The 13,677-nt window shown below is 58.5% G+C and carries 13 protein-coding genes; 11 read left to right on the top strand and 2 right to left on the bottom strand.

From position 1 onward, the window contains the following. Positions 1-21: 21 nt before the first annotated feature. Together ACZO3G_RS09850 and ACZO3G_RS09845 are read left to right on the top strand one after the other, a co-directional pair. Positions 22-594, top strand: a complete 573-nt coding sequence (locus ACZO3G_RS09850) for an ECF transporter S component (RefSeq protein WP_276871313.1) — start codon at positions 22-24, stop codon at positions 592-594. 167 nt (positions 595-761) lie between these two features. Then, the gene (locus tag ACZO3G_RS09845; RefSeq protein WP_101548498.1) at positions 762-1,052 is read left to right on the top strand and encodes a magnetosome magnetite crystal formation protein family; all 291 of its coding nucleotides are present in this window, start codon (positions 762-764) and stop codon (positions 1,050-1,052) included. Between the two features lie 233 nt (positions 1,053-1,285). Here the strand turns inward: ACZO3G_RS09845 and ACZO3G_RS09840 are convergent, their stop codons facing one another. Beyond that, positions 1,286-2,014, bottom strand: coding sequence for a FadR/GntR family transcriptional regulator (locus ACZO3G_RS09840; RefSeq protein ID WP_276871317.1), 729 nt, complete (start codon positions 2,012-2,014; stop codon positions 1,286-1,288). A gap of 680 nt (positions 2,015-2,694) precedes the next feature. On the opposite strand from ACZO3G_RS09840, the gene ACZO3G_RS09835 reads away from it, so the two are divergent. From ACZO3G_RS09835 to ACZO3G_RS09815, 5 genes are all read left to right on the top strand, one after another. Then, positions 2,695-3,822, top strand: a complete 1,128-nt coding sequence (locus ACZO3G_RS09835) for a sugar ABC transporter substrate-binding protein (RefSeq protein WP_121587302.1) — start codon at positions 2,695-2,697, stop codon at positions 3,820-3,822. A 4-nt stretch (positions 3,823-3,826) separates the two neighbouring features. Then, complete coding sequence (locus ACZO3G_RS09830; RefSeq protein WP_276871322.1) at positions 3,827-4,684, top strand: sugar phosphate isomerase/epimerase family protein; 858 nt, start codon at positions 3,827-3,829, stop codon at positions 4,682-4,684. Between the two features lie 82 nt (positions 4,685-4,766). Further along, positions 4,767-6,320, top strand: coding sequence for a sugar ABC transporter ATP-binding protein (locus ACZO3G_RS09825; RefSeq protein WP_306575424.1), 1,554 nt, complete (start codon positions 4,767-4,769; stop codon positions 6,318-6,320). Beyond that, positions 6,317-7,501 carry a sugar ABC transporter permease gene (locus ACZO3G_RS09820; RefSeq protein WP_121587305.1) on the top strand — a complete coding sequence of 395 codons (1,185 nt, stop codon included), beginning with the start codon at positions 6,317-6,319 and terminating at the stop codon, positions 7,499-7,501. Before ACZO3G_RS09825 ends, ACZO3G_RS09820 begins: the two co-directional genes overlap by 4 nt. 20 nt (positions 7,502-7,521) lie before the next feature. Then, positions 7,522-8,637: a mandelate racemase/muconate lactonizing enzyme family protein gene (locus ACZO3G_RS09815; protein ID WP_276871327.1), complete on the top strand. Its 1,116-nt coding sequence runs from the start codon at positions 7,522-7,524 to the stop codon at positions 8,635-8,637. 230 nt (positions 8,638-8,867) lie between these two features. Here ACZO3G_RS09815 and ACZO3G_RS09810 read toward each other — a convergent pair whose 3' ends face one another. Continuing rightward, the gene (locus ACZO3G_RS09810; RefSeq protein ID WP_101548512.1) at positions 8,868-9,872 is read right to left on the bottom strand and encodes an ROK family protein; all 1,005 of its coding nucleotides are present in this window, start codon (positions 9,870-9,872) and stop codon (positions 8,868-8,870) included. 134 nt (positions 9,873-10,006) lie between these two features. On the opposite strand from ACZO3G_RS09810, the gene ACZO3G_RS09805 reads away from it, so the two are divergent. The 4 genes from ACZO3G_RS09805 to ACZO3G_RS09790 all read left to right on the top strand — a co-directional run. Further along, the gene (locus tag ACZO3G_RS09805) at positions 10,007-11,098 is read left to right on the top strand and encodes an alcohol dehydrogenase catalytic domain-containing protein (protein WP_276871329.1); all 1,092 of its coding nucleotides are present in this window, start codon (positions 10,007-10,009) and stop codon (positions 11,096-11,098) included. Positions 11,099-11,112: 14 nt separating this feature from the next. Then, positions 11,113-12,000, top strand: a complete 888-nt coding sequence (locus ACZO3G_RS09800) for an N-acetylneuraminate lyase (protein WP_101553161.1) — start codon at positions 11,113-11,115, stop codon at positions 11,998-12,000. A gap of 135 nt (positions 12,001-12,135) precedes the next feature. Then, positions 12,136-13,164, top strand: a complete 1,029-nt coding sequence (locus tag ACZO3G_RS09795; RefSeq protein ID WP_276871331.1) for an aldo/keto reductase — start codon at positions 12,136-12,138, stop codon at positions 13,162-13,164. Then, positions 13,164-13,677, top strand: a 514-nt coding sequence (locus ACZO3G_RS09790; protein ID WP_486847122.1) for a transaldolase family protein, incomplete at its 3' end; no start/stop codon positions are given. The genes ACZO3G_RS09795 and ACZO3G_RS09790, both read left to right, overlap by 1 nt.

Genomic DNA, 13,677 nt, shown 5'->3' with positions numbered 1-13,677 from the left:
TACCCGTGAGGAGGCGTTCCAATGACCCATACGGATGAAAAGGTAAAATGGATCACCCGCACGGCGCTGTGCACGGCGCTTGTGCTGCTTGCGCAGATCGTCGGCAGGATGCTGCCTGCGGGGGCGGTGATCGCCGGGCCGTTCAGCATCAACCAGCTGGTGACCGGCTCGCTGGTCAATCTGGTCCTGATTTTGGCGGCGGCCAGCGTGGGGCTCTGGTCGGGGGTGGCCTGCGGGGTCGTCTCGTCGATTCTGGCGGCGCTGCTCGGCATGACACCGGTGCCCTTCATCGTACCAGCGATCGCGCTTGGAAACGCGGTGATCGCCGCGGCGGCGTGGTTTTTCCTCGGGAAATTGCACGGCACGGGCCGGCGGGCGGCCGGCGTGCTGATCGGCGCCGGTGCGAAATGTGCGGCGCTGTGGCTGACGGTTCCGGCGATCCTGGGGATGCTCCCCAATGTGCCGCCCAAGCAGGCGCAGATGCTGTCGGTGATGTTTTCCTGGCCGCAGTTTGTGACCGCGCTGGCCGGCGGCGCGCTGGCGCTCGCGGTCTATCCGGCGTTAAGCCGGGCGGTGGGCGGCCGCGGGGAATAAATATACGCCGTTTTTCCGCTGCGAACCCACACGCGATGCATAAGAACAAATTTTTATGCATATCTTTTCATGAGATTCCCCTGTAAAATTTGCAGGTTCCTTTGACAATTGCTGTCGAATGGGGTAAGATAAAGAGGAGCCTTGGGAAATTTTGAGGAGGTTATTTCGTGAACAAAAAAACGACCGGTATTGTCGCGTACATCACCTGGATCGGCTGGATCATCGCGTTTTTCGCGGGCGACAAGGAGGGTGCGAAGTTCCACCTGAATCAGGCCCTTGTCATTTTCCTGGCTGGCATCGTGTGCAGCATCATCGCCCGGATCACCATCGTCGGTGCGATCATCGGCGGAATCGCCAGCATCGTGGTGTTCATTTTCTGGATCATGGGCCTTGTCGCCGCCTGCAAAGAGGAAGAGAAAGAGGTTCCTCTGCTCGGCAAAATCAAACTCCTGAAATAAGATTTCTGCGGCGTTTATCCACTATTTCGTCCCAAGGAATCATGCGCTCCGCGTAAGCGGCGCGAACATCGCCCGGCGGGAAACCGCCGGGCTTCGGTTTTGTCCGGACGCATCCCGTCTCCGGACACGTCGTGAAATACCAAAACAGGCCGGAACGGCGCCGCATCCGCGGCGCCGTTCCGGCCTGTTTTTTTGATTGCTTAACGGGACCGATCCGTGTGACGGTTCGCGCCTCAGGTAAGCGCGACGAAGGCGTTATGCTCACGCGGGCTTTCCTGACTTCCTTTCACCAGCGCCAGCGCGATCTGGTTACGCGATTCGACAAGCTGCATGTTCAAAAGCTCGGATGCCCTCGCCTCGTCCTGGCAGGCCAGCGCCTCGAGAATGTCGATGTGCTGCTGGGCGACGTAGAGAAGGTCGTTGCTGGAGGGCCAGATGATGGAATCCTCACAGATGTCCCAGAAAGCGGTCAGCAGCTGCTTGAAAAACAGGTTTCCCGTGCAGGCGAAGAGGGTGCAGTGGAAATCCCGGTCGAAGCTTTCAAACGACTCGCCGGCCTGGGCGCATTTGAGCATCGCGTCGGTATGGTGGCGCAGCTGCAAAAGGTCGTCCGGCCGCAGGTTCTGCATGGCGATGGGGAGCGACGAGAGCTCCAGACATTTCCGGATCTCGAAAAAGTCGAGCAGCAGAGACGGCCGGCACTTGATGAACGGGGCCCAGATGTTTTTGATCTGGACGCCCAAATCCGGAAACTGCGCATAGCGGCCGCTGCCCTGCTGCGAAACGATGATGCCGTTGACGGCATAGGCGTTCAAAATTTCGCGCAAAGCAAACCGGTTGATCTGGAAACGCTCCATCAACTCCTGTTCCGTGGGGAGCTTCTTGTGCTCGTCGATGCACTCCATAATCAATTCCGCGATCTGATCGTTTATGAAATTGTTCGATCCCGTTGTGTCTGGCATGGTGTGATAGATGTTCCTCTCAACAAAAATTTGGACGGCAGCGAATAGAAAAAATGGACAGAGCGATCTTCTCAAATTAGTATAACCTATTTCCATAAAAAATCAATAGCGAGTAATGAATAAAATAAATATATCAATCAATTTAAAAAACGCCCACAACAAATCCCAATAGATGGAAAATCAAGGTGTTTTTGTTAGATAGAGGAGGGGGCTGTGTTTTTGACGGCGCCTCTCTTTTTACCAGTGGTCAGCGGGGTGATATCGGGTAGCGTGAGGAGGGTCTCGTTCAAATTTGAAAAAAGAGCCGAAAAGCCTCCATGAAACAGTTATTAAAAACTATTGCATTCCGGTAAATAAATTATACTTCAAAGAAAATAAATGTCAATCAATATTTGATATAATGTCAATGTATAAAAATAACATTTGTAAATTTATTGACTGATTAATACTTCTAAAACGTCTACATTATTATGCAAAATAGACGATTTACCATAATATTGACAAAATATCATAGTTAAAGTGGATGAAAACCCAGAACCAGGTTTGGCGAAAAGGCTGAAATATCAAATAAATTCGTAAAAAAATCAAAAATTGATTGAACTATTCCAAGTATTTAGCTATAATTGTGACACGAAATACCTGAAATTTATTTCGGGGAAAAATGAAAAGGAGATTGAAAGATGTTTAAGAAATTTTTGGCGGTAGTGCTTGCAATGGCAATGCTGGTTTCTCTCAGCGCATGCGCTACGAACAACGCGGCCCCCGAGTCAACGAATGAGGCGGTTCCCGAGTCCGCAGCCGATTCTGCGGTCGAGCCCGCGGCCGAACCCGCCGCGGAAGGCAATGTCGGATGGAACGGCAAGCCCGTGAAGGCCAAAGAGGATATCGTCATCGGCGTCTCCTGGAAAACGCAGCAGGAAGAGCGCTGGGTGAAGGAGCTCAACGTTATCAAGCAGGTCTGCAAGGACCAGGGCGTCGAGCTGATCTATCAGGTCGCTGAGAATGACGCGCAGAAGCAGGCCGGTCAGATCGAGAACCTGGTCGCGCAGGGGATCGACATCCTGATCGCACAGTGCAATGAGCCCGGCGCCATCACCAACGCCATGAAGGCCGCCCACGATGAAGGCGTCCTGGTTTGCTACTACGAGCCGGTCATGGGCGACACCTACGCCGACTTCACCGGCGGCAACGACTTCTATGAGATCGGCCAGCTGATCACCAAGACGATCGGCGACATGAACATCACCGGCAATGTTGCGTACATCTACGGCGACTCCACCGGCGGCACCGGCGTTGTGAAGTTCCAGGAAGGCATGCTCGACAGCATGAAGAACTGCGACGTGGAAGTCATCGGCGAGCAGTGGACCACCAACTGGGATCCCGCGACCGCCATGGGCTACGCGGAGAACTGGATCGCCGAGTACGGCGACAGCCTGACCGCGATCCTCTGCATGAACGACGGCATGGCTGGCGGCGCGATCCAGGCGCTGGAAGGCGCCGGGCTTGCGGGCAAGGTCCTCGTCTGCGGCCAGGACTGCGACCTGCTGGCCTGCCAGCGGATCGTCCAGGGCACCCAGGTCTCCACGGTTGCGAAGGCCGGCAGCGAGTATCCGCAGCTCTTCACCGAAGCCTGCATCCAGTACTACCTCGGCGAAAAGACCGCGGCTGATTTCGGCACCGACGTGAACAGCGACGGCCAGACCATCCCGTTCATGAGCTATCCCGGCGTCGTCGTCACCAAGGACAACATCGACGAGACGGTCATCGCGGCCGGACTCTTCACGCACGAGGAAGTTTACGGAGAGTAATCCTATGAAATTTAAGAATCTGACAAGGGACCAGTTCATCCTGTCCAACTTTCCCTACATCGACTATTCCCTGGATTATGCGCTGGATTCCCTGCAGCGGCTGGGCGCCGGCAAGCTGGAGTTCTATGGCGCGGAGCCCCATTTCTGCATGGACGACATTACCTATGCGGACATGAAGGTGCTCAAGCGCAAGCTGGATGAGCGCGGTCTGAGCGTGGTCGAGCTTAACCCCGAAAACTGCGCCTACCCGACCAACCTCTCCTCCAAAAACCCCGCCACCCGCCTGCGTACCTTCCGGTATTTTGAAAAGGCCATCCGCACGGCCGGCGTCATCGGCGCGCCCTACGTGCTGGTGTTCCCGGGCTATGCAAACATGGACGAGAGCATCGACGACGTCTGGAACATCACCGTGGATTCGATGGGCAGGCTCGCGGAGATCGCAAAGACGGAAGGCGTGACGATCACCTACGAGGCGACCACTAGGGATATCACCGTGATCACCGACCACAAGCGGATCATGAAGCTGATCAGCGACTGCGGCTCGGACAACATGGCGGTCACCATCGACCTGATGTGCCTGGCGCAGACCAACGAATCGGTGCAGGATGTCTACGACATCTGCGGCGCGGATAAGGTCGTCAACGTCCACTACACGGACGGCGGCCTGCTCCCCTCCGGGGCGTGGGAGCACCGGATCCCGGGCGAGGGCGAGCTGGATCTGGACGCCATGCTCAAGACGTTCGACGACAACCGCTACAAAGGGTACTTCGGAAACGAAGTCATGTGGACCACGGACCCGGCGGTCACCACGCCGGAACTCATCTGCGGCAAGCTGCAGAAGTGGTGGGACCAGCACTTTTAAAACGGCAGCATTTCGCACGAATCACTGAACCGCAAGAATTGTGGGGCTCCGCTCTTTTGCGGGTGGAGCCCCACAAATCATCATGAAAGGAAGGGAGGGGCGCACATATATGGAAGATTATGTCCTGCAGATGAATCACATCACAAAACTGTTCCCTGGAGTCAAGGCTCTGGACGACGTTACGTTTGACGTCCGGCGTGGGGAAGTCCATGCACTTGTAGGCGAAAATGGCGCAGGTAAGTCAACCCTTATGAAGGTCCTGAGCGGTGAGTATACCGATTATTCAGGCGAACTCATTCTGAATGGAGAAAAAGTCAGCTTCAAAGGCATCAAAGAGAGTGAAGCGGCCGGCATCGCAATCATCCACCAGGAGCTCGGCCTGATCCAAACCTTAACTGTATGTGAAAATATTTTTTTGGGAGATGAGGTCTGCCAGAGCGGTCTCATCGACTGGGATTTCGAATATGACAGGGCAAAGGAACTGCTCGACGAGCTGAAACTGAAGGTGAACCCCAAGACGAGGGTCGGAAATCTGGGCATCGGGCAGCAGCAGCTTGTGGAGATCGCCAAGGCGCTCAACAAAAACTGCAAAATCCTCATCCTTGACGAGCCGACGGCGCCGCTGCCGGAGGACGACTCCGAAAACCTCCTGGAGCTGGTCCGCGGCCTGCGGGATAAGGGGATGAGCATCATCTTCATCTCCCACAAGCTCGGCGAGGTCCTGAGCATCGCCGATACGGTCACGATCCTGCGCGACGGCCAGACGGTGGAAACCAGGCCGGCGAGGGAATATTCCCAGGACACGCTGATCAGCGGCATGGTCGGCCGCGAGCTTAAGACCCTTTTCGAGCCGCGCAGCTGCCCGATCGGGGAGGTGGCGCTGAAGGTCTCCGACTGGTCGGTGTTCGACGGCATCAACAACAAATGGATCGTCCGGGACATCAACCTTGAGGTCCGCGAGGGCGAAGTCATCGGCCTGGCGGGAATGATCGGCGCGGGACGCACCGAGCTGGGGATGAGCATCTTCGGCGCGCTCGATGACGCCATCACCGGAAAGCTCGAATACAGGGGCAGGCAGAGGCAGCGCTTCAAGAATTCCAACGAGGCGATCAAGGCCGGCGTGTTCTATTCCTCGGAGGACCGCAAGCGCTACGGGCTTGTCCTGACCTCGGACATTGCCTATAACGCTTCGCTCTCCAGTCTTGACAAGTACATCAACAACGGCCTTTTCATCAACCGCGACAAAGAGTACGGCAAAGTGAAAGAGATGGTCAAAAAGCTGCGGATCAAGACGCCGTCCATTCTCCAGAGGGCGGGCAACCTCTCGGGCGGAAACCAGCAGAAGGTCTGCCTGGCCAAGGCCCTCATGACGGAGCCGAAGGTCCTGATTCTGGACGAGGCGACCAGGGGCATCGACATCGGCGCCAAGACGGAGATCTACCAGCTGATCAACCAGATGGCGGCCCAGGGGATCGCGGTCATCATGATCTCCTCCGAGCTGCCGGAGATCCTCGGGATAAGCGACCGCATCTACGTCATGCGGGAGGGCAGGATCAGCGCGGAATTTGATAATTCGGCGAGAAATATCACTCAGGAAGATGTGGCTTTGGCTGCAACGGGAGGCGTTACGACATGACGAAAACCAAGAAAAAAGTCGACTTGTTTGCCCTGTTTTACCAGAACAGCCTGGTTCTGGAGGCAATCGTAATTTTTGGACTCTTTCAGATCTTTACGGGCGGCATGTTCTTGACTGTCCGCAACCTGTCGAACCTTCTGATGCAGGGTGCGACATGCTCGATCATCGCCATCACCATGTGCCTGGTCATCATCACGGGCAACGCGGACCTTTCCGCGGGCCGTTACCTCGGCATGCTCGCGATGGTCGCGGCGCTGATCCAGGTCAACTACGGCTCGGTGCCGTCGATCGTGGTGGTCCTGATCGTCTTTGCGATCGCGATCATCACCGGCCTGTGGCACGGCTTCTGGGTCGGCTACATGAAGCTGCCGGCGTTCATCATCACCCTGGCCACCCAGCTGGTCTTCCTCGGGATCAACCAGTATATCAGCGACGGGCGCATGGTCGGCCCGGTCAAGGGGATCATCGCGGAGATGGGCAACGGCTACATGCCCTCGATCAGCGGGACGCACAATGACACCACGCTGATTCTGGGCGCCCTGATCATCATCGCCTACATCGCCTTTACGGTGGCGAAGGAAAAGAAGAGCATCAAGCAGGGCCTCAGCGAGAAAAACTGGATGAAGCTCGTTCCCAAGATGGCGCTCATCGCGATCCTCGCGGCGGCCGTCACGGTCATCCTCTACAGCTACAAGGGCTTTGCCTATGCGATGATCATCCTGTTTGTGCTGACGATCATCGTTTCGTACGTCAGCAACAACACCAAGTTCGGCCGGTACGTCTACGCGATCGGCGGCAACAAGGACGCGGCGGCCCTCTCCGGCATCAACGTCTCCAAGGAGCTCTTAAAGCTCTATGTCCTCCATGCGGTCGTGGTTGCGACGGCGGCCCTCGTATACGTGGGGCGTTTGAGCGCGGCGACCACCGCGGGCGGCAATGGGTATGAGTTCACCGCCATCACGGGCTGCGTGGTCGGCGGCACCGCAATCACGGGCGGACGCGGCACCGTGGCCGGCGCCGTCGCCGGCACGCTGATCATGGCGGCGCTCGACAACGGCATGAGCCTGATGAACCTTGACCCGGCGTTCCAGTACATTGTCCGCGGCGGCGTTCTGCTGTTTGCAATCGCCCTCGACGCCTATGCAAGCAACAGGAAGGCCAGGACCGTCCAGGCAGTTTAATCGTACAGGAGAGATATGATATGCAAAACAGTAAGATTCGGGATATCAAAGTGCATCTTGTATCCAAGCCGATTTCAGGCGGCTTTGCGGATGCGACAAGAAAGGTCGAGACCGTCGGCTTCACAATCGTCCGCATTACGACGGACGACGGAATCGAGGGCTTTGGCGTAACCTACCACGAGGTCGGCGGCGAGGCCACCAAGCTGATGATCGAAAAGAACATCAAGCCCAAGCTGATCGGCAGGGACCCGTTTGAGACGGAGGTCATCTGGAACGAACTCGTAGCCTACCTCCGCGGCGTGGGCCGCAAAGGCCTGATGTTCTGCGCCCTCTCGGCGATCGACATCGCGCTGTGGGACCTCAAGGGCAAGATCCTCAACATGCCTCTTTTTAAGATGTTCGGCGGCACCGAGACCAAAATTCCCGTTTACGGGAGCGGCGGGTGGACCTCCTACTCGGACGAGGAGCTCGTGGAAGAGATGGTCAATCTGGTCAAGGCCGACGGATACTCGAAGATCAAATTCAAAGTCGGCGTGGAAGGCGGGCACAACACCAACCGCGACCTGGAGCGGGTCCGCAAGGTGCGCGAGGCCGTGGGGCCGGAGATCGGCATCATGCTGGACGCGAACAACTGCTGGGACGCGGCGACGGGCGCGCGGTTCGCCAACCGGGTCAAGGACTACGACGTCATGTTCCTCGAGGAGCCGGTCTTTGCCGACGACATCCCGGGCCTCGTCAAATTTAAGAACTCCACCGACCTCCCGCTCGCGACCGGCGAGCAGGAATATACCAAGTATGGGGCGAGGGACCTTCTCGTCAACGGCTGCGCGGACATCGTGCAGCTGGACGGGACCCGCGCGGGCGGATTTACCGAGATGCTGAAAATCGGCGCGCTCACCCAGGCGTTCAACGTGAAGTTCGCCCCGCACGCGATGGAAAACATCCACATCCACCTGGTCAGCGCGTTCGGCAACGCGCCCTTCCTCGAGAGGCTCAAGCTGTTCGAGGGGATCACGGCCGACACCTATCTCGACGCGCCGAAGCCGGACCACGGCTTCATGACAATCCCCGACCTTCCGGGTCTGGGCCTGAAGCTCAACATGGACTTCATCAACGAGTATGATGAGAAAATCTGACGCCTGATTGCAAAATCGGGCGCGCACAAAATAGCCGGTCCTCCCGCATGGCGGAAAAACGCACCGATGGCGACGGCCCGAGCCGTCGTCATCGGTGCGGCGGGAAAAGTTCCGGCGTTTCAAGCGGCGGGGGATTCCGGTTGCGGAATCACGGTCCCGGTGTTGCGGTGACGTTGTCAATGAAATGTTTCGGTATTTCACTTGACAGCGTCATCTCTCTTCCGGGGCGGTCAATGGTAGGGGTTGTTTAACGCGATCCGGAAGAGCCCGTTCTGGTAGTACTGGTTATAGTTGGATACATACAGCAGCTCGGGCAGGTGCTGCTCCGGGATAAAGTGCTTGCAGCGGTCGAGGATCGGCCCGCACATGTCCGCGCTGAGGTTTTCCCCCGTGAGGACGCAGGTCTCGGGGTTCAGGATGGCGCAGTAGGAGCTGACCACCTGCGCGGTGCTTTTGACGATGGATTCCGGCCCCTGGTTCACGAGGTCGTAGATGTTGCCGTCCTGGTAGGGCAGGAAGACCACCTCCCCCGCAAAATTGCTCTTGCCGAGATAGATCTTGCCGTCGATGATGATCCCGGAGCCGGGGCCGCTGCCCTCAAAGAAGGAGACGACGACGAGCGCGGTGGGGGCGTGGCCATGCTCCCGTCTGGCGTCGTAAAGGCCGTAGGCGATGGCGTTCATGTTGTTTTCCATGAGAAACTCGCAGGGAAACCGCTCGCTGAGCTTCCCGGTCAGGTCGCAGCCGTTCAGGCCCGTCATGGTGCAGGAGTGGATGTGGTTGTTGTCGTAATAGCCGGGGATTCCGATGCTGACCTTTTTGATGCCGGGGTCCTTTTCGAGCAGAGAGCCGAGCAGCTCCTCGAAGCTTTCGTAGGTCACGTCCTCCAGCCACACCTGGTTCTGCTCGACCGAGTTGCCGAGCAGGTCGAACACCGAATAGAACAGGTAGCGCTGGCTCCCGGCGGACGAGGGGAAGACGCAGCAGATGTGGGCGTAATCCCGGTTGTATGCGTATTTGGCGGCGGGGCGGCCGATCGTCGAGGAGACGTTGCCGATGGCCACGATCTCCCCGGCCTCGCAGAGCATGTTGAGGATGCTGTTCGTGGTGGCGATGCTGAGCCCCGTGGCCTGGGCGACGGAATGCTTCGTGAACTCCACGGAGCTGTGGATGACGTCGCGGACCAGGGCGATGTTGTGCTCCTTCACCTGATTGACGGTACTGACTTTACTCATATCATTCACCTTCGCGATTATTCTAGATATTATTATAAGACAAAATAATAAGTATTGCAAGAGAAACCGACCAGGAAAACAAACTGTTAATGCAGTTTCGTCATAAGTCCCAGGAAGACATAGGAGGTAAAGAAATGAAAGCAGTTGCAAAAACAGCGTACGGACCGTTCCATCTGGAGTACACGGACGTCCCCAACCCGGTGTGCGGCGACAACGATATCGTCCTCAAGGTGAAGGCGGCGGGCATCTGCGGCTCGGATATGCCGCTCCTGTACGGCCCGGATGAGGCGAAATACAAAAACTACACCTACCCGATGGTCATCGGGCATGAATTCGCGGGCGAGGTCTATGAGGTGGGCAGGAACGTCACCGGCTGGAAGGTCGGCGACCGGGTGGTTTCGGACAACACCGGCTACGTGTGCGGCCACTGCCCGGCCTGCGAGACGGGCAATTTCCTGCTCTGCCCCGAGCGCAAGGGCATCGGCGGCGACATGGACGGCGGCATGGCCGAGTACGTGCGGATTCCGGGGGTCGTCCTCCAGCGGGACCCCGCCAGCATCCGCCGGATTCCCGACAACATGCCGTTTGAGCACGCGGCGGTCATGGACCCCATCTGCAACGCGTACAAGGCCATCGTACAGGAGGCGAAGGTCCTTCCGGGCGACAACGTGGTGATCTACGGCAACGGCCCGCTGGGGCTGTTCAGCGTGCTGATCGCCCGGCTGATCAACGCGGCGCGGATCATCGTGATCGGCACCAGAAGGAGCGCCCCCACGAGGAACCCGATCTGCGAGGAGCTGGGCGCCACCGACATCCTGATGGCGGACGACCCGGATGTCGTCAGGAAGGTGAAGGAGATCTGTGGGGAAGACGGGGTCGCGGCCGTGATCAACTGCGCGTCGCGTTCCGCCAACATCCTGCCGGAGGCGGTGCGGATGCTGCGTCCGGGCGGCGCGTTCATCATGGTGGGCTACACCCGGACGGCGGTCTCCTATGAGGAGGACCCCGCGGACCTGATGGGCCACAAGGGCGTCACCTTCATCGGGCACATGGGCTATGACCACACCTCCTGGCGGAACACGCTGGCCCTCTACCGCGAAGGGCGGGTCAACATGGACCCGATCGTGACCCACAAGCTGCCGCTCTCCAAATGGAGGGAGGGCTTTGAGATGTTCACCAACCGGGAGGCGGCGAAGGTCGTCCTGGTTCCTGAGCTGGACCAGTAAAAGGGAACGGAATGATGAAACAGTTTGAAGGAATCTATCCGGCGATCATCACCCCGATCGATGAAAATGAGGAGATCAATGAAAAGGCCCTGGCGCAGGTGATCGAAAAGACCATTGGGCAGGGGGTGTCGGGGTTTTACGTCAGCGGCAGCACCGGCGAATCCTTCCTATTGCGGGATGAGCAGCGGGTGCAGCTGATCAAAGCCGTCTGCGCGATCGTGGACGGAAGGTGCGACGTCATTGCGAACATCGGGACCTTCTCGACCCGTGCCAGCATCAAGATGGCGAACGCGGCGGCGGAATGCGGCGTAACGGCGATCTCCGCGGTCCCGCCCTTTTATTTCTCCTACTCCAAGCGGGAGATCGTGCAGTACTATTTTGACATCGCGGAGGCCTCCGGTATGCCGGTGATCCTCTACAACATCCCCAAAATGAGCGGCGTCTCCTTCGGGACGGAGGAATTGGTCGAGCTGCTCGCGCACGACGGGATCGTCGGCGTCAAGCAGACGACCATGGACCTCATGCAGACGGAGGCGCTGGTGAGGACCTGCCGGGACAAGGCCGTGTTCAACGGGCATGACGAAATCCTGCTTCCGGCGCTTTCTGTCGGCGTCAGGGCGTCGATCGGCAGCACCTTCTCGATCATGGCCGACGTGTTCGTCCAGCTCAAAAAGGCGTTTGACGCGGGGGACATGGAGCGGGCGAGGTACCTTCAGGGCAAGGGCAACGGGATGATCAGGACCCTTCTCGAAATCGGGATCTTCCCCGCCATCAAGGGCGTGCTCAAGCTCCAGGGGATCGACTGCGGCAACTGCATCAAGCCGTTCCAGCCGCTGAGGCCCGAAGACTATCAAAAACTCGAGAAGGCGCTCGTGGATCTGTACGACGGGGGGATCGCCTGACCCGAAGCCCCCGCAGCACCGGCCGGCCCGGAGCAGCCCGTCAACGGCTGCCGGGCCGGCTGGCAGCGCTTTCGATGATGAATTCGTATCGATAGGAGCCGCAAAATGATTGAACGCAGGTTGGGAAAAACGGGAATGGACGTCTCCGTTCTCGGTCTGGGATGCTACCAGTTCACGGAAGAATTCAACGTGATGCAGGACGCGGCGTATGAGATTCTGGACTACGCCATGGACAACGGGATCACCTATTACGACACCGCTGAGATGTACGGCTGGGGGGAGAGCGAGGAGCTGCTCGGCAGGGCGCTCGCGCGCCACCGGGATAATCCCCGGCTGTGCTGCTCGACAAAGATGGGCTACTTCGAAAGGTCGGTCAAGGAGGAGTACGCCAACACGGTGCGGCAGACCTGCGCCGAGGCGTTCGTGGACCCGGTCAAAATGATGCGGGCGCTCAAGCACAGCATGTGGCTTTTGCAGAAGGACGTCATTGACATCTTCAATATCCACGAGCCCGACTGGCCGCAGTGGCAGATCGACTATGAGACCGCGTCGGGAGCCGCGATCGAGTTTTTGCTCGAGGCGAAGAAGGAGGGCCTGGTCAGGAGCGTCGGCTTCGGCGGATGGGACTACCACGGCCTCGCCCGGCTTGTGAAGTCGGGCAAGTTCGATTTCGTGCTCCCGGCGGGGGGGATGAGCCTCCTTTCAAAGCCCATCTACGACGAGCTCATCCCGGCGTGCGTGGAGCAGGGCGTGGGCGTCGCGCTCGGGGGCGGCTTCGGGCAGAACACACCGTTTTTGATCGTCAAGGACCGGAGGTGGATGGAGCTTCTAAAGCCGATCGAGGACGAACGGGTCCAAAACGTCGTGAAGAAGCTGGAACGGATTTACCGGATTTCCGACGAGACGGGCATCTCCCTGCCCGAACTGACGATCCGGTATATCATAAACCACGAGGAGATCGCCACGCACGTCGCGGGCGCGCGGGAGCTCGCCCACGTCCGGCAGAACATCGAGTCGGCCGAAAAGGGGCCGCTCCCGCAGGACGTCTTCCGAGAGCTCGAGGAGGTCCAGGCGATCGGGGAGTGCCTCCCCATCTGGGACCTCAGGGACCTTTCACGCGAGCTTGTCAAAAAATTGGACCACTACACGGGAGGGAAAATCTGATGCTGCTTTACGCAGACTGCGCCAATATTGAGACGCTCAAAAAAATGGATGAGCTGGGGGTCCTCAGCGGGATCACGACGAATCCCGCCATCCTCGCCAGGGAGTCCGCGCCGCCGGTCCGGACGATTGCCAACATCTGCCGGGCGTTCCCCGGCTACCCCGTATTCGCGCAGGCCAACGCGATGGACTGCGATGGGATGGTGGAGATGGCCGTATCCTACGCGGCCATCAGCCCGAGGGTGGTCGTCAAGATCCCGGCCTGCGTGGAGGGGTTCCGGGCGTTTCACAAAATCCGCGCGGAAAAGCTGTTCGACAACGAGATCTGCATCACCACCGTGACGACCGCGGCGCAGGCGCTCCTCGCGTCCGCGGCGGGCGCCGACTACGTCGCCCCCTATGTCGGCGACATCGGGCAGATCGGCTACAGCGGGATGGACACCCTCGACGCGATCGTGGCCGTCGTGGCGGGCACGCATGCGAAGGTCCTCGCCGCGGCGACGGAACGCGCGCAGG

The organism is Anaerotruncus sp. (assembly GCF_057433415.1).
Note: the sequence above shows the minus strand (reverse complement) of the source record. Positions and strands in the feature narration are given on the sequence as shown.